A 21,505-nucleotide genomic window follows, 5' to 3' on the forward strand; every position below is an offset into this window, starting at 1 on the left:
AGCACTACAGTATTGGGCTTGTTCGGCGCCATACGGAAATATCCCCAGGCAGACCTGTGGGCCCGTTGGCGCCCCCGGGTCGTCCGGGTGTGAAAGGCGAGGATCCGATGGCCGCCGTGTACGAGAGTCCCGAGCTGACCCTGTTGGAGGGGGAACTGGCGGAGGGACTCGACGGGCCGGCCCTCTTCGAGGCGGGGCCCGCCGCCTCCCCGCGCACCCTCGTCGACGTCTTCGAGGCGTCCGTGCGGTCGTTCCCCGACGAGCCCGCGCTGGACGACGGCACCCGGCGGCTCACCTATCGCGCGCTGGCCACAGAGGTGGAGCGGCTGCGGCGGCGGCTGGGCGCGGTGGGCGTCGGGCTCGGGGACCGGGTCGGGGTGCGGGTGCCGTCGGGCACCAACGACCTGTACGTGGCGGTCCTCGCGGTGCTGGCCGCCGGCGCCGCGTACGTCCCGGTGGACGCCGAGGACCCCGACGAGCGGGCCGAGCTGGTGTTCGGCGAGGCCGGGGTGCGGGCCGTCGTCGGGGCCGGGCACGAGCTGACCGTCCACGACGTGTCCGACGCCCCCGCCGCGCGGCCCGGGGTCGAGAACGACGCGTGGATCATCTTCACCTCCGGTTCGACCGGGAAGCCCAAGGGTGTCGCCGTGAGTCATCGCAGCGCCGCCGCGTTCGTGGACGCCGAGGCGGAGCTGTTCCTGGCCGAGGAGCCGATCGGGCCCGGGGACCGGGTCATGGCGGGGCTCTCGGTGGCCTTCGACGCGTCCTGCGAGGAGATGTGGCTGGCCTGGCGGTACGGGGCCTGTCTGGTGCCGGTACCGCGCGAGCGGGTCAGGAGCGGCGCCGATCTGGGGCCGTGGCTGGTCGAGCAGGAGATCACCGTGGTGTCGACGGTGCCGACGCTCGCGGCGCTGTGGGAGCCGGAGACGCTCAACGACGTCCGGCTGCTGATCTTCGGCGGTGAGGCGTGCCCGCCGGAGCTGGCGCAACGGCTGGTGACGGAGGGGCGCGAGGTCTGGAACACGTACGGGCCGACCGAGGCGACCGTGGTGGCGTGTGCCTCGCTGATGAGCGGCGCGGAGCCGATCCGGATCGGGCTGCCGCTGAACGGCTGGGAGCTGGCCGTCGTCGACGAGGCCGGGGAACCGGTGCCGATGGGCGGCAGCGGGCAGCTGGTGATCGGCGGGGTGGGCCTCGCGCGGTACCTCGACGCCGAGAAGGACGCGGAGAAGTACGCGCCGCTGAAGTCGCTGGGCTGGGAGCGCGCCTATCGCAGCGGCGACCTGGTGAAGGCGGAGCCGGAGGGGCTGGTCTTCCTCGGGCGGGCGGACGAGCAGATCAAGCTCGGCGGGCGGCGGATCGAGCTGGGCGAGGTGGACGCCGCGCTCCAGGGCCTGCCCGGTGTCGCGGGCGCCGCGGCCGCCGTACGGACCGCGCGGAGCGGGAACCAGCTGCTGGTCGGCTATGTGGTGACCCAGGACGGGTGGGACCAGGCGGCGGCCGTGGAGCGGCTGCGGGCGGAGCTGCCGGCGGCGCTGGTGCCGCTGCTGGCGCCGGTCGAGGAGCTCCCCACGCGGACGTCGGGAAAGGTCGACCGGGACGCGCTGCCGTGGCCGCTGCCGGAGCTGGAGACCGGCGGGCCGGCCGAGCAGTTGTACGGCACCGAGGCGTGGCTCGCCGAGCAGTGGGCCGAGGTGCTGGGTGTGCCGGTGGGTGGCGCCGACGACGACTTCTTCGCGATCGGTGGCGGCAGTCTGGCCGCCGCGCAGCTGACGACGCGGCTGCGGAGCCGGTATCCGAGCGTGGCGGTGCTGGACGTCTACCAGCGGCCGACGCTGCGGAAGCTGGCCCGGTACCTGGAGGAGTCGGCGCAGGAGGACGGTGCGGGGCGGGCCGTGGTGCCCGTGCCGCTGCGGGCGCGGGTCGTGCAACTGCTGCTGCTCGTGCCGCTGTTCACGCTTCTGGGGCTGCGCTGGGTGGTGCCGCTGGCGGCGCTGGGCAATCTGCTCGGGTCGTACGCGTGGCTGCCGACGGCGCCCTGGTGGGCCGTGGCGGCGGGAGCGCTGGTGTTCTTCACGCCGCCGGGGCGGCTCGCGGTGGCGGCGGGCGGGGCGCGGCTGCTGCTGCGCGGGGTCCGGCCGGGGCGGTACGCGCGCGGCGGGAGCGTGCATCTGCGGCTGTGGGCCGCGGAGCGGCTGGCCGAGTTCAGCGGGGCGACCTCGCTGACCGGGGTGTGGCTGGAGCGGTACGCGCGGGCCCTGGGCGCCAAGGTGGGTGCCGAGGTCGATCTGCACGCGCTGCCGCCGGTGACCGGGCTGCTGAAGCTCGGGCGGGGCGCGGCCGTGGAGTCGGAGGTGGACCTGTCCGGGTACTGGCTGGACGGGGACCGGCTGGAGATCGGCGCCGTGAAGGTGGGCGCCGGCGCGGTGGTCGGGACGCGGAGCATGCTGCTGCCGGGAGCGCGGGTCGGCAAGCGGGCCGAGGTGGCGCCGGGGTCGGCGGTCGCCGGGCAGATCCCCACCGGGCAGCGCTGGGCGGGGGCTCCCGCGGTCAAGCTGGGCAAGGCGAAGCGGAACTGGCCGAAGGAGCGTCCGCAGCGGGGCCTGTTCTGGCGGGCCGCGTACGGGGCGACCGGTGTCGGGCTGACCGCGCTGCCGCTGCTCGCCGGGGTCGCCGCGCTGGCCGTGCTGGCGCTGTTCGTGGCGCCGGATGCCGGGCTCGGGTCCGCGGTACGGGGCGCGGCGGTGGGCCTGGTGCCCGCGACACTCGCGTTCGGGGCGGCGTACGCGCTGCTGCTGCTCGTGGCCGTGCGGCTGCTGAGCCTGGGGCTGCGGGAGGGCACGCATCCCACGCACAGCCGGGTCGGCTGGCAGGCGTGGACGGTGACGCAGCTGATGGACCGGTCGCGGGAGACGCTGTTCCCGCTGTACGCGGGGCTGGTGACGCCGGTGTGGCTGCGGCTGCTGGGGATGCGGATCGGGAAGGGCGCCGAGGTGTCCACCGTGCTCGCGCTGCCGAGTCTGACGACGGTCGGGGACGGGGCGTTCCTCGCGGACGACACGCTGACCGCGCCGTACGAGCTGGGTGGCGGCTGGATGCGGATCGGGCGGGCGGAGATCGGCCGGCGGGCGTTCCTCGGGAACTCCGGGATGACCGCGCCGGGGCGTTCCGTGCCGGACGGCGGGCTGGTCGGGGTGCTGTCGGCGACGCCGAAGAAGGCGAAGAAGGGCAGCTCGTACCTGGGGCTGCCGCCGATGAAGCTGCCGAGGGCGGCGGCCGGCGGGGACCAGAGCCGGACGTACGAGCCGTCGGCGCGGCTGCTGTGGGCGCGGGCCCTGGTGGAGCTGTGCCGGATCGTGCCGGTGTTCTGCTCGGCGGGGCTGGCCCTGCTGACCGTGGCCGTGCTGAGCGCGCTGGGCGGCTGGGGATGGCTGCTCGGCGGGCTGGTGCTGCTCGGCACGGGCGCCCTGGGGGGTGTGCTGTCGGTCGTCGCGAAGTGGCTGCTAGTGGGGCGGCACCGCAGTGGTGAGCATCCGCTGTGGAGCGGGTTCGTGTGGCGCAACGAGCTGGCGGACACCTTCGTGGAGGTGGTGGCCGTGCCGTGGCTGGCCGGGTCGGTGCCCGGTACGCCGCTGACGAACGTGTGGCTGCGCGGGCTCGGGGCGCGGATCGGCAGGGGGGTGTGGGTGGAGAGCTACTGGCTGCCCGAGACCGATCTGGTGACGCTCGGCCACGGCGCCACGGTGAACCGGGGATGCGTGCTCCAGACCCACCTCTTCCACGACCGGATCTTGCGGACGGATACTGTGGAACTCCGTGAGGGCGCCACGTTGGGCCCGGGCGGGATCGTCCTGCCCGGCAGTGTGGTCGGGGCCCGCACCACGCTGGGTCCGGCGTCGCTGGTCATGGCCGCGGAGTCCGTCCCGGACGACACCCGGTGGCTGGGCAACCCGATCGAGGTGTGGCGGCCCTGAGTGCCGTGTCCGCGATGCCGGGGGACGATGGACGTCGTACGACAGCGGAGCGGGGAGCAGAAGCGGCAGTGGCGGTTCAGCAGGCGATGGGTCCGGACCCGTACTTCCCGGCGAACGGTGACGCCCGTTACCGGGTGCACCGGTACGAGCTGGGCGTGGACTACCGTCCCGGGCCCAACCGGCTGTCCGGCACCGCGCGGCTGAACGCCATAGCGGGCCGTGCGGCGCTCACCGAGTTCCAGCTGAACCTCGCCGACTTCAAGGTCGGCCGGGTCCGGGTCGACGGGCGGGCGCCGCACTACACGCACCGGGGCGGCAGGCTGCGGGTCCGGCCCGCGAAGCCGATCCGGGCGGGGGCCGCGTTCACGGTCGAGGTGCAGTGGTCGGGGAATCCGAAGCCGGTCAACAGCCCGTGGGGCGGGCTCGGTTGGGAGGAACTGGCGGACGGGGCGCTGGTGGCGAGCCAGCCGGTGGGGGCGCCGTCGTGGTACCCGTGCAACGACCGGCCGGCGGACAAGGCGTCGTACCAGATCTCGATCACCACGCCGTCGGCGTACCAGGTGGTCGCGGGCGGGCGGCTGCTGACGCGGACGACGAAGGCGTCCACGACGACATGGGTGTACGAGCAGTCGGCGCCGACGTCGAGCTATCTCGTCGGGCTGTCGATCGGGAAGTACCAGACGGTGCTGCTGGGCGATCCGGGGCCCGGCGGGGTGCCGCAGCACGGGCACATCCCTGCGCACATGCTCACCGAGTTCTCGCGGGACTTCGCGCGGCAGCCCGCCATGATGGAGCTGTTCGAGGAGCTTTTCGGGCCGTATCCGTTCGGTGAGTACGCGGTGGTGGTCACCGAGGAGGAGCTCGATGTCCCGGTGGAGGCACAGGGGTTGTCGCTGTTCGGCGCCAACCATGTGGACGGGGCGCGGGGTTCGGAGCGGCTGGTCGCGCACGAGCTGGCCCACCAGTGGTTCGGCAACAGCGTGTCCATCGCGGACTGGCGGCACATCTGGCTGAACGAGGGGTTCGCCAAGTACGCGGAGTGGCTGTGGTCGGAGCGGTCCGGCGGGCGGACGGCGGGGCAGTTGGCGGCCGCCGCGCACCGGAAGCTGGCGGCGCTCCCGCAGGACCTTCGGCTGGCGGATCCGGGCCGCAAGCTGATGTTCGACGACCGGCTCTACGAGCGTGGCGGACTGACCGTGCACGCCGTGCGCTGCGCCCTCGGTGACGCGGCGTTCTTCCGGATGCTGCGCGGCTGGGCGACGGTGCATCGTGGGGGTGCCGTGACGACGGCGTCGTTCACCGCGCACGCCGGGCGGTACTCGGACGGGCCGCTGGACGATCTGTTCGCGGCGTGGCTCCGCGACCCGGCGTTGCCGCCGCTGCCGCAGGCGTCGCCGACGGGTGGGACGGTGCCGGCGCGGCCGCCGTATCCGCCGACCAACGCGGGCCCCGCGTAGAGGGCCCCGCACAAGGGGGCTTTGCATCATGGGGCTCCGTAGGGGGCTCCGCACAAGGGCGGGTGCCCGGGGGCGGGCAGAATGGCGGTCATGTCGTCGCGTCGTAGCCCCAAGGGCCGTTCGAAGCCCTCGTCCCGGTCCGCCGTCAGGTCCTCGGCTCCCGGCGGGGTGCCGTCGAGGGCGGCCGGCCCGTGCCCGTGCGGTCTTCCGGGCACGTACGCGGACTGCTGCGGCCGTTTCCACGCCGGACCGGCCGGGGCCCCGACCGCCGAGGCCCTGATGCGGTCCCGGTACAGCGCGTTCGTCGTCGAGGACGAGGCGTACCTCCTGCGGACCTGGCATCCGCGCACGCGCCCGGCGCACGTCGACTTCGACCCGGGCATGCGCTGGACCGGCCTGGAGATCCTCGGCACGAGCGAGGGTTCGGCCTTCCACACCACCGGCACGGTCACCTTCCGCGCCTCGTTCCGCGGCGGCACCCTGCACGAACGCAGCCGGTTCGAGCGGCTGGACGGGGCGTGGGTGTATGTGGACGGGGAGTTCGTGGACTGACGGCCACCGTCAGGAGTCCCGGGGCCTGCGTCGGTCAACCGGTGGTCGCGGGGCGGCCGTTGGGGGCCAGTATGTCTAGTTCCTTCAGGGCGCCCTCGGTGATCTCGCGGGTGAGGTGTTCGGCGCGGGGGGCGTCGCCCTCGCGGATGGCCTCGGCGACCTGCACGTGGAGCGTGACGGCGGCGGGGTCGGGGTCGTCGAACATGACCTCGTGGTGGGTGCGGCCGGCGAGGACCTCCTCGACGACGTCACCGAGGCGGGCGAACATCTCGTTACCGGAAGCAGTGAGGATCAGCCGGTGGAAGGCGACGTCGTGGAGGAGGTAGCCCTCCAGTTTGTGGCCGCGTGAGTGGGCGACCATGCCGATCGCGCACTCGGTGATCGCGGCGCACTGCTCGGCGGTGGCGTGGGTCGCGGCCAGGGCCGCGGCGACCGGTTCGACGGCCGACCGCAGGACGGTCAGCGAACGCAGCTGGCGGGCGCGGTCGGCGCCCGCGAGACGCCAGCGGATGACCTGCGGGTCGTAGACGTTCCAGGCGGCGGCCGGGCGGACGATCACTCCCACCCGGCGGCGGGACTCGACCAGGTGCATCGACTCCAGCACCCGCACCGCCTCCCGCATCACGGAGCGCGACACCTCGAACCGATGGGCGAGTTCATCGGTGCGCAGGACGCTGCCCGGCGGGTACTCCCCCGCCGTGATCGCCGGGCCGAGCGTGTCCAGTACTCGGCCGTGCAGCCCCCGGCCCGGTGTGGTCATGGGGTCAGGGTACGAGGCGAGGGAGGTCCGGAAAAAGTCAGGTTTATTTGCGACTAGGGCTTGAATTAGTCCTACGTAATGGGCTTCAGTATGCGTCGACGTCGACTGACGTTCAGATGTAGACGAGGACAGCGAGGTAGCGATGCGTACCCCTCCCGTCGTCGTGGTGATGGGCGTGGCGGGGACCGGCAAGACGACGATCGGCCCCCTGCTCGCGACCCGGCTCGGCGTTCCGTACGCCGAGGGCGACGACTTCCACCCCGAGGCCAACATCGCGAAGATGTCGGCCGGGACACCGCTGGACGACGCGGACCGATGGCCGTGGCTGGACGCCGTCGGCGCCTGGGCGCGCGGCCGGGCCGGGCTCGGCGGGGTGGTCGGCTGCTCGGCGCTGAAGCGCGCCTACCGGGACCGGCTGCGGTCCGCCGCGCCCGGTCTGGTGTTCGTGCACCTCGCGGGTGACCGGGCGCTGATCGAGGACCGTATGGCGCACCGGCAGGGGCACTTCATGCCGACCGCGCTGCTCGACTCGCAGTTCGCCACGCTGCAACCGCTGGGGGCGGACGAGGCGGGAGTCGAGGTCGACGTCTCGGGCGACCCCGAGGAGATCACCGAACGGGCGGTCGCCGCGCTGCGAGCGCGGCTCGATCCGGCGTCGTGACCGACCCGTCTCCCCGGCCCCACTTCCCCTCCCCCCTCCGCTTCCGTCTCCCCTTCCCTCCCCCTCCCTTCAAGGAATCACCGTGACCGGACTCAGCGTCGAGATGCTGGCAGCGGACCCCGTCGAGCCGATCACCTCGGCGGGCCACGCGCAGCTGGGCATAGCCGTCCTGGCGGGCATCGCCGTCATCGTGCTGCTCATCACCAGGTTCAAGGTGCATGCCTTCCTGGCCCTGACCATCGGTTCGCTGGCGCTCGGCGCGTTCGCCGGGGCACCGCTGGACAAGGCGATCGTCAGCTTCACCACCGGGCTCGGGACGACCGTGGCCGGGGTGGGTGTGCTCATCGCGCTGGGCGCGATCCTCGGCAAGCTGCTCGCCGACTCCGGCGGCGCCGACCAGATCGTCGACACGATCCTCGCGAAGGCCGGCGGGCGGGCGATGCCGTGGGCGATGGTGCTGATCGCCTCGGTGATCGGACTGCCGCTGTTCTTCGAGGTCGGGATCGTGCTGCTCATCCCGGTGGTCCTGATGGTCGCCAAGCGCGGCGGCTACTCGCTGATGCGGATTGGTGTCCCCGCCCTCGCGGGCCTGTCCGTCATGCACGGGCTGATCCCGCCGCACCCCGGGCCGCTGGTCGCGATCGACGCGGTCGAGGCCGACCTGGGGGTCACGCTGGCACTGGGTCTGCTCGTCGCCGTACCGACCGTGATCATCGCCGGGCCGCTGTTCTCGAAGTACGCGGCGCGCTGGGTGGACGTCCCGGTGCCCGAGCGCATGATCCCCGCGCGGGCGTCGGAGGAGCTGGAGAAGCGGCCCGGGTTCGGGGCGACCATCGCGACCATGCTGCTGCCCGTCGTCCTCATGCTCGCCAAGGCGCTGGTGGACATCGTGGTCGACGACCCCGGGCAGATGGTGCAGCGGGTCTTCGACGTCGTCGGCTCGCCGCTGATCGCGCTGCTCACGTCGGTGATCGTCGGCATGTTCACGCTGGGGCGGGCGGCCGGGTTCACCAAGGAGCGGCTGTCGTCGACGGTGGAGACGTCCCTCGCGCCGATCGCGGGCATCCTGCTGATCGTCGGGGCCGGCGGTGGCTTCAAGCAGACACTGATCGACTCCGGGGTCGGGCGGATGATCCTGGAGATCTCCGAGGACTGGTCCATCCCCGCGCTCGTCCTGGCCTGGCTCATCGCGGTGTGCATCCGGCTCGCGACGGGCTCGGCGACCGTCGCGACCATCTCCGCGGCCGGGCTCGTGGCGCCGCTGGCCGCCGACATGTCGACGACCCACGCGGCGCTGCTCGTCCTCGCCATCGGCGCCGGCTCCCTGTTCTTCAGCCATGTCAACGACGCCGGCTTCTGGATGGTCAAGGAGTACTTCGGCATGACCGTGGGCCAGACCATCAAGAGCTGGTCGGTCATGGAGACGATCATCTCGGTGGTGGCGGGGGCGCTCGTGCTGCTGCTGTCGCTGGTGATCTAGCGGTGTCCAGGACGCCGGTCCAGCGCGAGGGGTGTCCGGCTGCGGGCCGGGGCCCATCGCGCGGGCCGGGCCTCCCTCGCGCGGGTCGGGCCTCCCTCGCGCGGGCCGGGCGGCCCTCCCGCCGGTCGGGGCCCGCTACCGGTGCCGGCTCGCTACGGCCGCCACAAGGGGTGCTCCCGGTCCGCCCACTCCTTCGACACCAGGCCCGTGCGCAGGCCCCGGCGGGCCTCCGGGTCGCCGAGCGCCATGCCGATGTGGCCGGCCAGGACGATCCCGATCGTGAGGGCCAGCCAGTCGTGGACGAACGTCGCGCTGGTGCGCCACGCCAGTGGGGTGAGGTGGGTGAACCACATGATCAGACCGGTGGCGAGCATGACGAGCGTGGCGCCGGCGATCCACGCGGCGTAGACCTTCTGGCCGGCGTTGAACTTGGCGGCGGGCCGCGGGCCCGGCGTACGGCGGCGGGCGGCGCGCAGCCAGACCCGGTCGTGCGGCCCCCAGCGGTTCAGCCGGCCCACGTCGGCGCGGAACGCGCGGGAGGCCAGGCCCGCGAGGACCGGGAGGGGCAGGAGCAGGCCCGACCACTGGTGCACGGTCACCACCAGGGCCCGCCGTCCGACCAGTTCGGCGAGGGCGGGCAGGTAGAGACAGGCCGACGTCACGACGCAGACCCCCATCAGGGCGGCCGTGGTGCGGTGGATCCAGCGTTCGGCGGGGGTGAAGCGCCGGACGCGGTCGGGCGCATCGGCCCCCGACCCGCTCCCAGCCCCGGCCCCGGCCCCGGCGAGCGGTGTGTCAAGTCGTCGGTTCATCGTCCCGCCCGTTCGACCGGCCCACCCAGGCGTCGATGTCGTAGCCGCGCTTCTCCCAGTAGCCCGGCTCGACCTCCTCCGTGACCTCGATGCCGGAGAGCCACTTGGCCGACTTGTAGAAGTACATGGGAGCGACATAGAGGCGTACGGGGCCACCGTGGTTGTGGCTGATGTCCTTGTCCTGCATGCGCAGCGCCACCAGGACATCCGCGCGGCGGGCCTGCTTCAGGGTGAGGCTCTCGCTGTACGCCCCGTCGAAGCAGGTGAACCGGACCGCGCCGGCCGAGGACCGCACCCCGGCCGTGTCCAGCAGTTCGGAGAGCCGTACGCCCTCGAACGGGGTGTCCGGGACCCGCCAGCCGGTCACGCACTGGACGTCCTTCACCATCCGGGTCTGGGGCAGGGCCCGCAGATCGTCGAGGGTGTAGGAGGCGGGCCGGTCGACCAGGCCGCCGACGGTGAGGCGGTAGTTCCCCGCGTTCTTGCGGGGGACGGACGCGGTCACCGAGTAGTAGCGGAAGCCTCCGCCGTTGGGGAGCAGACCGGTCAGGCCCGTGGGGTCCTTCTGGGCCGCCTCGCCGAGGAACCCCTCAAGGCCGCGCTGGAGGACGGGCGCGGAGACCACGCCCAGGGCGCCGAGGCCGAGGGTGCCGAGGAAGATGCGGCGGCCGATGGGCTTGCCCCGCTCGGGGTCCTGGCCGTGCTCCACGTCCCGGCCGTGGTCCAGCTCACGGCCGTCGTGGCGCTCGCGCTCTTCGGAGTGCTCCGTCGGCGCTTCCCGCGCCTCGGGATGTTCAGGGTTCACACACCGATTCGACCACTCACCGCCCCTGAGATGCCAGGGACGGCGGGGGTCCGTCAGAAATCCGTCACATCCACCGAGGAATCAGGCCGTCACGTCCGTCGGCGAAAGCAGGGATCAGGCCGTCGCCTTCGCCGCCGCGCGGCCCGCGGTGCGGCCCGAGAACAGGCAGCCGCCGAGGAACGTACCCTCCAGGGAACGGTAGCCGTGGACACCGCCGCCGCCGAAGCCGGCGGCCTCGCCCGCCGCGTACACGCCCCCCAGCGGGTCGCCGCCCTCGGTGAGGACACGGGACGACAGGTCCGTCTCCAGGCCGCCGAGCGTCTTGCGGGTGAGGATGTTGAGGCGGACGGCGATCAGGGGGCCCGCCTTGGGGTCGAGGATGCGGTGCGGGGCCGCGGTGCGGATCAGCTTGTCGCCGAGGTAGTTGCGGGCGCCGCGGATCGCCATGACCTGGAGGTCCTTGGTGAACGGGTTGGCGATCTCCCGGTCGCGGGCCACGATCTCGCGCCGCAGCTCCGCCTCGTCGATGAGGGGGTCCTTGGTGAGCGCGTTCATGCCGCGGACCAGGGAGCCGAGGTCCTTCTCCACCACGAAGTCGACGCCGTGGTCCATGAACGCCTTGACCGGGCCGGGGACGTCCGCGCGGGCCCGGACGAAGACGTCCTTGATGGACTTGCCGGTGAGGTCGGGGTTCTGCTCGGAGCCGGAGAGCGCGAACTCCTTGCCGATGATCTTCTGGTCGAGCACGAACCAGGTGTAGTCGTAGCCGGTCCTCATGATGTGCTCGAGCGTGCCGAGGGTGTCGAAGCCGGGGAAGAGCGGGACGGGCAGGCGCTTGCCGCGGGCGTCCAGCCACAGCGAGGACGGGCCGGGCAGGACGCGGATGCCGTGGTTGTCCCAGATGGGGTTCCAGTTCTGGATGCCCTCGGTGTAGTGCCACATGCGGTCGCGGTTGATGAGGCGGGCGCCCGTCTCCTCGGCGATGGCCAGCATCCGGCCGTCGACGTGCGCGGGCACACCGGAGATCATCTTCTCCGGGGGGTTGCCGAGGCGCTCCGGCCAGTTGGCGCGGACGAGGTCGTGGTTGCCGCCGATGCCGCCGGAGGTGACGATCACCGCCTGGGCCTTGAACTCGAAGGCGCCGGTGACGGTGCGGGTGCTGGGCTGCCCGCGTTCGATCGTCGACGGTTCGAGGATCTCGCCGGTGACGGTGTCCACGGCGCCCGCGCTGCGCGCGAGCCCGGTGACCCGGTGCCGGAACTTCAGCTGGACCAGGCCCCGGGCGACGCCCTCCCGGACCCGCCGCTCGAAGGGCTCCACGAGGCCGGGGCCGGTGCCCCAGGTGATGTGGAAGCGGGGCACGGAGTTGCCGTGCCCGTTGGCGTCGTAGCCGCCGCGCTCGGCCCAGCCGACCACGGGGAAGAAGCGGACGCCCTGCCCGTGCAGCCAGGAGCGCTTCTCACCGGCCGCGAAGTCGACGTACGCCTCGGCCCACCTGCGCGGCCAGTGGTCCTCCTCGCGGTCGAAGCCGGCCGTGCCCATCCAGTCCTGGAGGGCGAGCGCGTGGCTGTCCTTGATCCGCAGCCGGCGCTGCTCGGGCGAGTCGACGAAGAAGAGACCGCCGAAGGACCAGTGCGCCTGCCCGCCGATCGACTGCTCCGGCTCCTGGTCGAGGAGGATCACCTTGCGACCCGCGTCGACGAGCTCCGCGGTCGCCGCGAGCCCGGCGAGGCCCGCCCCGATCACGATCACATCTGCGTCGTACGACATGGAGGACGTCCTCTCGGGAACGGGCGCGGTCGAGCGGGGGCGGGCGTGGCGGGCCAGGCGCCGCCCGGCGCTTTGTTACTGGCTGGTCAGCAGCTGTGGATCAGATCCTTCGGTAGAACACGCGACTAAGTCAACTGTCCGGATGTGTCGCTGCTTACGGACAGCCCACGGGGTGGCGGCTAGAGTCGTATCAATACGTATCGGGCCACCCGTCGAGGCATAAATCGCCCTCGCGCGGGAATCCGAGCGGCACGTCCCGTGGGACGGCCGCAGCGGCCCGTCCGACGACCCGAGGTACCCCGCGTGTCGGTTCTCGTTCTTCTCCTGTCCGTGTGCGCCGCCTGCTGTCTGGGCTTCGGCTTCGTGCTCCAGCAGCAGGCCGCGGCGCACGCGCCGATCGGCGACTTCCTCTCCCCCCGGCTGCTCCTCGACCTGGTCCGCGTGCCCCGCTGGCTCGGCGGGATCGGGTTGATGGTCTGCGGGATGGCGCTGGGCGCGATCGCGCTCGGCCAGGGTGAGGTCACGCTGGTGGAGCCCCTCCTCGCGACCAATCTGCTCTTCGCGCTCGCCCTCTCCCGCCGCCGTACCCGGCAGCCGCTGGGCCGTCAGGGCTGGGCGGGTCTCGCGCTGCTCGCGGGCGGGGTGACCGCGTTCATCGTGGCCGGTCAGCCGCAGGGCGGCAGCGCTCCGAGCGGGGCCTTCCGGCAGTGGCTGATCATCGGCGTGATGGTGGGGGCGGCTCTGCTGCTGACGGCGTACGCAAAGCGGCCCCGGCTCTCCGCCGCACCGGTGCTGCTGGCGGTGGCCGCGGGGCTTCTGTACGGCGTCCAGGACGCGCTCACCCGGGTCAGCGGGCAGGTGTTCGCCGACGGCGGCTGGGGTGGGCTGTTCACGACCTGGGAGCCGTACGGGGTGCTGATGCTCGGGGTGACGGGGCTGCTGCTGGTGCAGAGCGCCTTCGAGGCGGCGCCGCTGCGGATGTCGCTGCCCGCGCTCACGGCCGCACAGCCGCTCGCCGGGATCGCGTGCGGGGTGGGCTTCCTCGGGGACCGACTCCGCACCGACGCGGGGGCGCTGGCCTGGGAGGCGGCCGGGCTCGTCGGCATCGTCGTCGGGGTGGTGCTGCTCGGGATGCATCCGGCGATGCCGTGCAACCACTCCGGGAGCGCGCGGGTGCGCGAGCTCCAGCGGGGCTGACCGCGCCGGGCCGCGCGCCCCGGCGGGTGCGTGCTCCTTCGGGCGTCCTGGTTGGATGAGGGCATGAGTGCCGCCGACGAGATCCTCGACATCGTGGACGAGAACGACCAGGTCATCGGACAGGCCCCGCGCGGGGAGGTGTACGCGCGCGGGATGCGGCACCGGGCGGTGTTCGTGCGGGCCCGGGACGCCGAGGGGCGGATCTTCGTCCATCGCCGGACGGCCACGAAACTGGTCTTCCCCTCCCTGTACGACATGTTCGTGGGCGGGGTGGTCGGCGCCGGGGAGTCCTACGACGAGGCGGCGCTGCGCGAGGCCGAGGAGGAACTGGGGGTCTCCGGTCTGCCCCGGCCCGTGCCGCTGTTCAAGTTCCTGTACGACGACGGGGACGGCGGGACCTGGTGGTCGGCCGTGTACGAGGTGCGCTGTGTGCTGCCGGTGAACCCGCAGGTCGAGGAGGTCGACTGGTACGGCTTCCTGACCGAGGACGAGGTCGAGCGGCGGCTGGCCGAGTGGGAGTGGGTGCCGGACGGGCTGACCGCGTGGGAGCGGCTGCGGGAGTCCGAGTCCGGGGGCGCGGGGGCGGGCACGGGGGCCGACGGGGGTCACGGGTAGGGTCCCTCAAGTGATCGAATTCGTGCGGAACGTCCGGCTCTGGTTCGCGCCGGAGGAGATCCGCGAGGAGGGCGGGACGCCGGACTACCGGTTCTCGCTGGCCAACGAGCGGACGTTCCTGGCGTGGCTGCGCACCGCGCTCGCCCTCATCGGCGGCGGGTTCGCGGTGGACCAGTTCCTGCCGGACCTGCGCTGGGGGTGGCGCGTGGGACTCGCGCTCGCCCTGCTCGGCGCCGGGGTGCTGTGCGCGTTCCGCGCGGTGAACCACTGGGTGCGGTGCGAACGGGCGATGCGGCGGGGCGAGGACCTGCCGGTGTCCCGCTTCCCGGCCGCGCTGGGCGTCGTGGTCGCCGTCGTCGCGATCGCCATGGTGGCCGTCGTGCTGCTCGGGTGGGAGGGGTGACCGCTCCCCGCGCGGCCGCCGAGCGCGATCCGGGGCTCCAGCCGGAGCGGACCCGGCTGGCGTGGCGGCGTACGACCCTGACCGGGGCCGTGATCGCCGTGCTCGCCGTGAAGTCCGCGTTGCACGGTGGCGTCCAGGCGTCCGGGGTCGTGGCGGCCGCCCTGTGCGCGGCGCTGTGGCTGGGGCTCCTGGGGCTCGCCCACCGCCGGATCGGCGCCCTGGCGGGCCCCCGGCCCCCGAGTCTCGCCCCGCGCGTGGCCGCCACGGCCGCACTGTGCACGGTCGCTCTCGCGGCGTGCGGGGCGGCCCTGGTGCTCTGACCACGACGCCGGTCGCCGGGCGGTCACCTGGGTGTTCCCCGTACCCGGATTCGGCTGGATCGTCGCCGGCTGGCAGGCTCTGAGCACCAGTCGGGGCGACGCGGGGGATGAAGGGGATCACGATGACCGCAGCAGAGCCGTACACCGTCGAGCTGGCGAGCGACGTGTACGCGTATGTGCAGCCGGACGGCGGATGGTGTCTCAACAACTCCGGCTTCGTGAGCGACGGGACGACCACCCTGCTGGTGGACACCGCCGCGACGGAACGCCGGACCCGGGCGCTGGGCGCCGCGCTCGACGCGACCGGTGTCCCCGCTCCGCGCTTCCTGGTCAACACCCACCACCACGGCGACCACACCTACGGCAACGGCTTCTTCACGCCCGCCGCCACACTCGTCTCGCACTCCGCCTGTCGCCGGGAGGCCCTGGCCAGTGGGCAGCACCTGCATCTGCTGTGGCCGCAGACCGACTTCGGCGACATCAGCATCCGGGGCGCGGACCTGACGTACGACGACCGGACGACCGTGCACGTCGGGGACGTCGAGGCGCAGGTGATCCATCCCGGCGTCTCGCACACGGTCGGCGACTCGCTGGTCTGGCTGCCGCACCGGAGGATCCTGTTCGCGGGGGACCTGGTGTTCGAGGGCGGTACGCCGTTCTTCCTGATGGGGTCGCTGAGCGGGTCGCTGCGGGCCCTCGCGCTGATGCGGGAGCTGGGCGCCGAGACCGTCGTACCGGGGCACGGGCCGGTGACGGACCCTGCGGCGTTCGACCGGGCCGAACGGTACATCCGGTTCGTGGCGGAGGTCGCCGAGACGTCCCACGCGGCGGGGCTCACTCCGTTGGAGGCGGCCCGGACCACGGATCTCGGCGAGTACGCCGCGCTTCCCGAGAGCGAGCGGCTGGTGGCGAACCTGCACCGGGCCTACGCCGAGCTGGACGGCCTGCCCGAGGGCGAGGGCGTGGACCCGTTCGCCGGGTTCATGGACATGGCGGCCATCAACGGCGGGGAGATGATGACCTGCCACGCGTGACGCGCGGACGGCCCGTGGCGGGATCCGGCCGCGCTCGGCCCGATCCCGCCGAGACACCGATCACTTTCACTCCACCCACTGGACGACATACCGACCGGTCGGCATCATGTGACTGGTTCCGTTCTCCCCGCGTGTAGGAGCAATGATGCGCCCAGACCACCCGCCAGGTCTCGACCCCGACCGGCTCCGCGCCCTGCTCGACGCCGAGCGGCCCGGACTGGTGGCCGGTCCCCTCACCGGCCGGCTGATCGAGGGCGGGCGGTCGAATCTGACGTACGAGGTCACCGACAGCGTCGCCAAGTGGGTCGTCCGGCGACCACCGCTCGGCCATGTCCTCGCGACCGCGCACGACATGAGGCGCGAGCACCGTGTGATCAGCGCGCTGCACCCGACGGACGTCCCGGTGCCGCGCCCCGTGCTGCTGTGCGAGGACGAGGAGGTGCTCGGCGCGCCCTTCTACGTCATGGACTTCGTCGAGGGCACCCCGTACCGCACCGCCGAGCAGCTCGCGCCGCTCGGCGCCGAGCGCACCCGGGCCGCCGTGCTGGGCCTGGTCGACACCCTCGTGGAGCTGCACGCGGTGGACCCGGCCGAGGTGGGCCTCGCCGACTTCGGCCGCCCGGAGGGCTTCCTCGACCGGCAGCTGCGGCGCTGGGGCAAGCAGCTCGACGCGTCCCGCAACCGCGAGCTGGCCGGCATCGACGAACTGCACGCGGCCCTCGGCCGGCAGCTCCCCCACTCCCCCGCCCCGGCGATCGTCCACGGCGACTACCGGCTGGACAACGTGCTGCTGGGCGAGGACGACCGGATCAGGGCGATCCTCGACTGGGAGATGTCCACGCTCGGCGACCCGCTGACCGATCTGGGGCTGCTGGTGATGTACAGCGTGCCGCTCGGGCTGCCCGACTCCCCCGTCTCGACGACCGCGACGGCCGCCGGGCACCCCGATCCGGCCGAGATCGTGGCCCGCTACGCCGAGCGCTCGGGCCGGGACGTGTCGTCCGTGGCCTGGTACACGGCGTTCGCGTGGTTCAAGCTCGCCGTGATCCTGGAGGGCATCCACTACCGGTACACCCTCGGCCAGACGGTCGGCCGCGGCTTCGACCGCATCGGCGACCTGGTCCCCGTCTTCATCGAACACGGCCTGACGACTCTTCGTACCGGCTCCGGTTCCGGCTCCCAGGAGGGCTGATCCACCATGGACTTCGCATTCGACGCCCGTACGGAGGAGCTGCGCGCCAAGCTCCTCGCCTTCATGGACGAGTACGTGTACCCGGCGGAAGCCGTGGCCGAGGAGCAGCGGGCCGAGCTGGACTCGCCGTGGGACACCCCGGCCGTGGTGGAGGAGCTGAAGGCCGAGGCCCGCAGGCAGGGCCTGTGGAACCTCTTCCTGCCCGACTCCGCGTACGGGGCCGGCCTCACCAACCTCCAGTACGCGCCGCTCGCCGAGATCACCGGGCGTTCGCCGCAGCTGGCGCCGACCGCGCTGAACTGCGCGGCGCCGGACACCGGCAACATGGAGGTGCTGACGCAGTTCGGCGACGACACTCAGAAGAAGCAGTGGCTGGAGCCGCTGCTCGCCGGTGAGATCCGGTCCGCCTTCGCGATGACGGAGCCGGAGGTGGCCTCCTCCGACGCCACCAACATCACCACGCTCATCGAGCGGGACGGCGACGACTACGTCATCACCGGGCGCAAGTGGTACATCTCCGGGGCGATGAACCCCGACTGCAAGATCTTCATCGTGATGGGCAAGACGGACCCGGACGGGGCCGACATCCGCCGCCAGCAGTCGATGGTGCTGGTGCCCCGTGACACGCCGGGCGTCACGGTGAAGCGGGCCATGCGGGTCTTCGGGTACGAGGACCACTACCACGGCGGGCACGCCGAGGTGATCTTCGACCGGGCGCGGGTGCCGGTGTCGAACCTGATCGGTGAGGAGGGCGGTGGCTTCGCCATCGCCCAGGCCCGGCTCGGCCCCGGCCGCATCCACCACTGCATGCGGCTCATCGGGATGGCCGAGCGGGCGATCGAGCTGATGTGCCGGCGGGCGGTGGCCCGTGAGGCGTTCGGCAAGGCGCTGGCCCAGCAGGGCGTGGTGCACAACTGGATCGCGGACGCGCGCGTCGCGGTCGAGCAGCTGCGGCTGCTGGTGCTGAAGACGGCGTGGATGATGGACACGGTCGGCAACCGGGGGGCCCACACCGAGATCCAGGCGATCAAGATCGCGACGCCGCGGACCGTCGTCGACATCATCGACCGGGCGATCCAGCTGCACGGGGCGGGCGGCGTCAGCCAGGACTTCCCGCTGGCGGAGCTGTACGCGGGGGCGCGGACGCTGATGATCGCGGACGGGCCGGACGAGGTGCATCAGCGGTCGCTGGCGCGGCGGGAGCTGAAGCGGTACGTGTGACCTCCGGTGCGGGCAGGGCGCCTACGAGGGTGGGGGTGCCTGTGGTTGTGGCGGGTGCGGGTGAGTGGGGGTTTCTCGCGCAGTTCCCCGCGCCCCTGAATAGCGACCGGGGCTTCGCCCCGTGCTTTTCAGGATGAGGGCCGGGCCGCAGGCCCAAGCCTTCAGGGGCGCGGGGAACTGCGCGACCAGCCCACACTCACCCGCACCCGCCAACGCACCGCACCGCCCTCCCCCTGCCGCGCCCGGCGTCACGGCCGAAGCGCGCGCAGCAGCAGGTCGGCCAAGTGGTTCGCGACCTCCTGGGGGCCCATCGGGCCGTCCGGGCGGTACCACGTGGACAAGTGGTGGACGGAGCCGAAGTGGTAGTCGACGACCAGGTCCGCGGGCGTGGCCCTGGAGAAGACGCCCGACTCCTGGCCCTCCTCGATCAGCGCGCGGAAGCGTTCGTGGTAGCGGCGGCGCTCGGCGCGGACCTGCTTGTTCTTCTCGGGGCTCAGGTGGTGCATCGAGCGGAAGAAGATCATCGCGTCGTCGAGGTTGTCGATGGTGGTGACGACGACGTCGGCGGCCGCGCCCCGCAGCCGCTCCTCCACCGGCGCGTCGGCCCCCGCGAACGCGTCGAGCCGCTCCTGCTGGATGCGCAGCACGCGCGCGTACACCTCGTGCAGCAGGTCGTCCTTGGAACCGAAGTAGTGGTACAGCGCGCCCTTGGTGACGCCCGCCGCCTCGACGATCTCCTGCACGGACGTGCGGTCGTAGCCGCGCTCGGCGAAGAGCCGGGTGGCGGCGGCCAGCAGCCGCTGCGGGACGGGGGTACCGTCTCCGTCCGTCGTCCTGGGCACTTCCGCCACCTGCCTTTCGGAGTTCTGTCGTCGCCTACTGGTCGTCCCACGACCGTCGAACGGTTCCCGGTCGGCCGGAACGGCCGGAAGGGGACGATCCCGTCGAAGGATCATCCCACTCCCGGCGCCCGGTCCGCCGGGCAGGTGGGTCAGCCCGTGGCCTCCCACTTCCGCTGGATGTGGTTCATGTTCGTCAGCCAGCGCTCCGGGTCGGTCGCGCGCGCCTGGTAGAAGTCGGCCACCTCGGGATGCGGCAGGATGAGGAAGCGGTCCTTCTCGATGCCGTCGAAGAGCGCGTCGGCGACGTCCTCCGGTTCGATCGCGGTCGGCGTGAGCACGAGGTCACCCGCGCTGCCGGACGCCGTCAGCATGTCGGTGCGCACCCCCTGGGGGCAGATCGCGTGCACCTTCAGGCCCCGGTGGCGGTAGGTGAGGGACAGCCATTCGGCGAAGGCGTACGCCCCGTGCTTGGTGACGCTGTAGGGGGCCGCGCCGATCATCGTGAGCAGTCCGGCCGCCGAGACCGTGGAGACGAAACGCCCGCTGCCGCGCTCCAGCCACTGCGGGAGCAGTGCGTGGGCCGCGCGGACGTGCGCCATCACGTTCACGTCCCAGGCGAGCGCCCACACCTTGTCGTCGGCGGCTTCCGTGCCGCCGCTGGCGACGCCCGCGTTGGCGCAGTACACGTCGACCGTGCCGCCGAGTGCCTCGCGCGCCGGGGCGACGATCTCCGACGCGTCCCCGGGCACGGCGATCCCGCCGATCTCGTCGGCCACGGCCTTCGCCCGGTCCCCGTCGAGGTCGTTCACGACGACCCGGGCGCCCTCCGCCGCGAACCGCCGGGCCAGCGCGGCGCCGATGCCGCCCCCGGCCCCCGTGACCACCACTCCCGCACCCTGCACGACACCCACTCCGGTCTCCTTACGCGAGGCTCACGACCATCACGAACGGCTCATCGTCCGCCGTCAGACTAACCGGTCGGTATGTCGTGAGGAAGGGGTGCCGGGACGCCGCCGTCCGGGCACCCGGGGAAACGCCCGACCGGCCGTGACGGACGCCTGGGCTACAAACCGCCCGGGGAAGCGCTTAGCTTGCAGGGACGCCGCTTCCCCCACCCGCGCCCCGGAGGTCACCCCCATGCGCCTCTCCCGCCGCACCTTCCTCGCCGCCTCGACCGCCGCCGCGGCCACCACCGCCTGCGCCTCCACCGGCGGTGCGCCGCCCTCGGGGGAGACGGCCTCCTCGCGGCTGCGCACCGGCTTCGAGCGCCTGGCGGCCGGCGGCTACCGGCTCCTCGACGGCCGGCGGATCGGCGTCGTCACCAACCCCACCGGGATCACCCGCGACGCCCGCCACATCGTCGACGTCATGCACGCCGACGACCGTGTGGAGCTGACCGCGGTCTTCGGCCCCGAGCACGGCTTCCGGGGCACGGCCCAGGCCGGCGGTTCCGAGGGCCGCCACGACGACCCGGCGACGGGGCTGCCCGTGTACGACACGTACCAGAAGAGCGGCCGCGCCCTCGCGGACATCTTCACCGCCTCCGGGGTGGACACGGTCGTCTTCGACATCCAGGACGTGGGCGCTCGCTTCTACACCTACATCTGGACGCTGTACGACTGCATGGAGGCGGCCCGGCTCGCGGGGAAGCGCTTCGTCGTGCTCGACCGGCCCAACCCGGTGACGGGGCGGTCGGCGCGGGGCCCGGTCCTGCACAGGGAGTTCGCGACGTTCGTCGGGCGGCAGCCGATCTCGCAGGCGCACGGCATGACGGTGGCGGAGCTGGCGCGGCTGTTCAACGCGGAGTTCCTGGAGGAGCCCGTACCGCTGGAGACGGTGCTGATGTCCGGGTGGAGGCGGTCGCGGTTCTACGACTCCTCGGGGCTGCCCTGGGTGCCGCCGAGCCCGAACATGCCGACCCCGGACACGGCGCTCGTGTACGCGGGGACGGGCCTGTTCGAGGGGACCAACCTCTCGGAGGGGCGGGGCACCACCCGCCCGTTCGAGCTGCTCGGCGCGGAGGGCGTCGACCGGCGGTGGGCGGCCGCCGCGAACGACCTGGGGCTGCCGGGCGCCCACTTCAGGGAGGCGTACTTCACGCCCACGTTCTCCAAGTTCCAGGGGAAGACCGTCGGCGGGGTGCAGATCCACGTCCACGACCGGGGGGCGTACGACCCCGTGCGCACCGGGATCGGTCTTCTCGTCACCGCGAAGAAGGTGTGGAGCGGCTTCGCCTGGCGTCCGGACCACTGGATCGACAAGCTGACCGGGTCGGCGCGGGTGCGCACGATGATCGACGCCGGGGCCGACACCGACGAGGTCGTGGCCGACTGGCAGGAGGACCTCGCGGCGTTCCGGAAGGTGCGCGAGGAGTATCTGCTCTACCGGTGACCCGGCAGGGGCGCCGGTC

General features: G+C 72.7%; 19 protein-coding genes. 13 read left to right on the top strand and 6 right to left on the bottom strand.

The features are described from left to right. Positions 1–107 precede the first annotated feature (107 nt). The 3 genes from SMA5143A_RS10635 to SMA5143A_RS10645 all read left to right on the top strand — a co-directional run bounded on the left by SMA5143A_RS10635 (position 108) and on the right by SMA5143A_RS10645 (position 5,983). Positions 108–3,974 (top strand): Pls/PosA family non-ribosomal peptide synthetase, encoded by a 3,867-nt coding sequence (locus tag SMA5143A_RS10635; protein WP_107462623.1) that lies wholly within the window; start codon positions 108–110, stop codon positions 3,972–3,974. A 68-nt stretch (positions 3,975–4,042) separates the two neighbouring features. After that, positions 4,043–5,431 carry a M1 family metallopeptidase gene (locus SMA5143A_RS10640; RefSeq protein WP_181361806.1) on the top strand — a complete coding sequence of 463 codons (1,389 nt, stop codon included), beginning with the start codon at positions 4,043–4,045 and terminating at the stop codon, positions 5,429–5,431. 90 nt (positions 5,432–5,521) lie between these two features. After that, a complete protein-coding gene (locus SMA5143A_RS10645) occupies positions 5,522–5,983 on the top strand; it encodes a YchJ family protein (RefSeq protein ID WP_181361807.1) in 462 nt (153 codons plus the stop codon). 34 nt (positions 5,984–6,017) lie between these two features. Here SMA5143A_RS10645 and SMA5143A_RS10650 read toward each other — a convergent pair whose 3' ends face one another. Continuing rightward, the gene (locus SMA5143A_RS10650) at positions 6,018–6,743 is read right to left on the bottom strand and encodes a FadR/GntR family transcriptional regulator (protein ID WP_107462626.1); all 726 of its coding nucleotides are present in this window, start codon (positions 6,741–6,743) and stop codon (positions 6,018–6,020) included. A 142-nt stretch (positions 6,744–6,885) separates the two neighbouring features. Between SMA5143A_RS10650 and SMA5143A_RS10655 the strand changes: the two genes are divergently transcribed. Together SMA5143A_RS10655 and SMA5143A_RS10660 are read left to right on the top strand one after the other, a co-directional pair. Continuing rightward, positions 6,886–7,404, top strand: a complete 519-nt coding sequence (locus tag SMA5143A_RS10655) for a gluconokinase (protein ID WP_107462627.1) — start codon at positions 6,886–6,888, stop codon at positions 7,402–7,404. 82 nt (positions 7,405–7,486) lie between these two features. Beyond that, a complete protein-coding gene (locus SMA5143A_RS10660; protein ID WP_107462628.1) occupies positions 7,487–8,884 on the top strand; it encodes a GntP family permease in 1,398 nt (465 codons plus the stop codon). Between the two features lie 152 nt (positions 8,885–9,036). On the opposite strand, the gene SMA5143A_RS10665 is transcribed toward SMA5143A_RS10660, so the two are convergent. The 3 genes from SMA5143A_RS10665 to SMA5143A_RS10675 all read right to left on the bottom strand — a co-directional run bounded on the left by SMA5143A_RS10665 (position 9,037) and on the right by SMA5143A_RS10675 (position 12,271). Then, entirely contained in the window at positions 9,037–9,696 is a 660-nt protein-coding gene (locus tag SMA5143A_RS10665) for a cytochrome b/b6 domain-containing protein (protein WP_258193462.1), read from the bottom strand. Next, positions 9,680–10,501, bottom strand: a complete 822-nt coding sequence (locus SMA5143A_RS10670) for a molybdopterin-dependent oxidoreductase (RefSeq protein ID WP_107462629.1) — start codon at positions 10,499–10,501, stop codon at positions 9,680–9,682. Before SMA5143A_RS10670 ends, SMA5143A_RS10665 begins: the two co-directional genes overlap by 17 nt. A gap of 114 nt (positions 10,502–10,615) precedes the next feature. Continuing rightward, positions 10,616–12,271: an FAD-binding dehydrogenase gene (locus SMA5143A_RS10675; protein ID WP_107462630.1), complete on the bottom strand. Its 1,656-nt coding sequence runs from the start codon at positions 12,269–12,271 to the stop codon at positions 10,616–10,618. Positions 12,272–12,574: 303 nt separating this feature from the next. Between SMA5143A_RS10675 and SMA5143A_RS10680 the strand changes: the two genes are divergently transcribed. The 7 genes from SMA5143A_RS10680 (at position 12,575) to SMA5143A_RS10710 (ending at position 18,253) form a co-directional block, all read left to right on the top strand. After that, positions 12,575–13,468: a DMT family transporter gene (locus SMA5143A_RS10680; protein WP_107462631.1), complete on the top strand. Its 894-nt coding sequence runs from the start codon at positions 12,575–12,577 to the stop codon at positions 13,466–13,468. Between the two features lie 63 nt (positions 13,469–13,531). Continuing rightward, entirely contained in the window at positions 13,532–14,083 is a 552-nt protein-coding gene (locus SMA5143A_RS10685) for an NUDIX domain-containing protein (RefSeq protein WP_107462632.1), read from the top strand. 10 nt (positions 14,084–14,093) lie between these two features. Further along, positions 14,094–14,486, top strand: a complete 393-nt coding sequence (locus SMA5143A_RS10690) for a YidH family protein (RefSeq protein ID WP_055542907.1) — start codon at positions 14,094–14,096, stop codon at positions 14,484–14,486. After that, positions 14,483–14,806 carry a DUF202 domain-containing protein gene (locus SMA5143A_RS10695; RefSeq protein WP_181361808.1) on the top strand — a complete coding sequence of 108 codons (324 nt, stop codon included), beginning with the start codon at positions 14,483–14,485 and terminating at the stop codon, positions 14,804–14,806. Before SMA5143A_RS10690 ends, SMA5143A_RS10695 begins: the two co-directional genes overlap by 4 nt. A gap of 122 nt (positions 14,807–14,928) precedes the next feature. Next, entirely contained in the window at positions 14,929–15,840 is a 912-nt protein-coding gene (locus SMA5143A_RS10700; protein ID WP_107462691.1) for an MBL fold metallo-hydrolase, read from the top strand. Positions 15,841–15,985: 145 nt separating this feature from the next. Then, the gene (locus SMA5143A_RS10705) at positions 15,986–17,032 is read left to right on the top strand and encodes a phosphotransferase family protein (RefSeq protein WP_107462692.1); all 1,047 of its coding nucleotides are present in this window, start codon (positions 15,986–15,988) and stop codon (positions 17,030–17,032) included. Between the two features lie 6 nt (positions 17,033–17,038). After that, a complete protein-coding gene (locus tag SMA5143A_RS10710) occupies positions 17,039–18,253 on the top strand; it encodes an acyl-CoA dehydrogenase family protein (RefSeq protein WP_107462634.1) in 1,215 nt (404 codons plus the stop codon). Positions 18,254–18,501: 248 nt separating this feature from the next. Here the strand turns inward: SMA5143A_RS10710 and SMA5143A_RS10715 are convergent, their stop codons facing one another. Together SMA5143A_RS10715 and SMA5143A_RS10720 are read right to left on the bottom strand one after the other, a co-directional pair. Continuing rightward, complete coding sequence (locus tag SMA5143A_RS10715) at positions 18,502–19,095, bottom strand: TetR/AcrR family transcriptional regulator (protein ID WP_107462635.1); 594 nt, start codon at positions 19,093–19,095, stop codon at positions 18,502–18,504. Positions 19,096–19,244: 149 nt separating this feature from the next. Further along, a complete protein-coding gene (locus SMA5143A_RS10720; RefSeq protein ID WP_107462636.1) occupies positions 19,245–20,006 on the bottom strand; it encodes an SDR family oxidoreductase in 762 nt (253 codons plus the stop codon). A 226-nt stretch (positions 20,007–20,232) separates the two neighbouring features. Here SMA5143A_RS10720 and SMA5143A_RS10725 point away from each other — a divergent pair, with 226 nt between their 5' ends. Next, positions 20,233–21,486, top strand: a complete 1,254-nt coding sequence (locus SMA5143A_RS10725; protein WP_107462637.1) for an exo-beta-N-acetylmuramidase NamZ family protein — start codon at positions 20,233–20,235, stop codon at positions 21,484–21,486. Positions 21,487–21,505 lie beyond the last annotated feature (19 nt).

The sequence above is a fragment of the Streptomyces sp. MA5143a genome (genome assembly GCF_900290235.1).
In the GTDB taxonomy this organism is placed as follows: Bacteria; Actinomycetota; Actinomycetes; order Streptomycetales; family Streptomycetaceae; genus Streptomyces.

Bases quoted from the DNA above. Each gene is read 5' to 3' on its own strand.
- SMA5143A_RS10645 (WP_181361807.1), top strand. From the start codon at position 5,522: ATGTCGTCGCGTCGTAGCCCCAAGGGCCGTTCGAAGCCCTCGTCCCGG.
- SMA5143A_RS10725 (WP_107462637.1), top strand. From the start codon at position 20,233: ATGCGCCTCTCCCGCCGCACCTTCCTCGCCGCCTCGACCGCCGCCGCG.
- SMA5143A_RS10655 (WP_107462627.1), top strand. From the start codon at position 6,886: ATGCGTACCCCTCCCGTCGTCGTGGTGATGGGCGTGGCGGGGACCGGC.
- SMA5143A_RS10675 (WP_107462630.1), bottom strand. From the start codon at position 12,271: ATGTCGTACGACGCAGATGTGATCGTGATCGGGGCGGGCCTCGCCGGG.
- SMA5143A_RS10700 (WP_107462691.1), top strand. From the start codon at position 14,929: ATGACCGCAGCAGAGCCGTACACCGTCGAGCTGGCGAGCGACGTGTAC.
- SMA5143A_RS10710 (WP_107462634.1), top strand. From the start codon at position 17,039: ATGGACTTCGCATTCGACGCCCGTACGGAGGAGCTGCGCGCCAAGCTC.
- SMA5143A_RS10705 (WP_107462692.1), top strand. From the start codon at position 15,986: ATGCGCCCAGACCACCCGCCAGGTCTCGACCCCGACCGGCTCCGCGCC.
- SMA5143A_RS10685 (WP_107462632.1), top strand. From the start codon at position 13,532: ATGAGTGCCGCCGACGAGATCCTCGACATCGTGGACGAGAACGACCAG.
- SMA5143A_RS10665 (WP_258193462.1), bottom strand. From the start codon at position 9,696: ATGAACCGACGACTTGACACACCGCTCGCCGGGGCCGGGGCCGGGGCT.
- SMA5143A_RS10635 (WP_107462623.1), top strand. From the start codon at position 108: ATGGCCGCCGTGTACGAGAGTCCCGAGCTGACCCTGTTGGAGGGGGAA.
- SMA5143A_RS10650 (WP_107462626.1), bottom strand. From the start codon at position 6,743: ATGACCACACCGGGCCGGGGGCTGCACGGCCGAGTACTGGACACGCTC.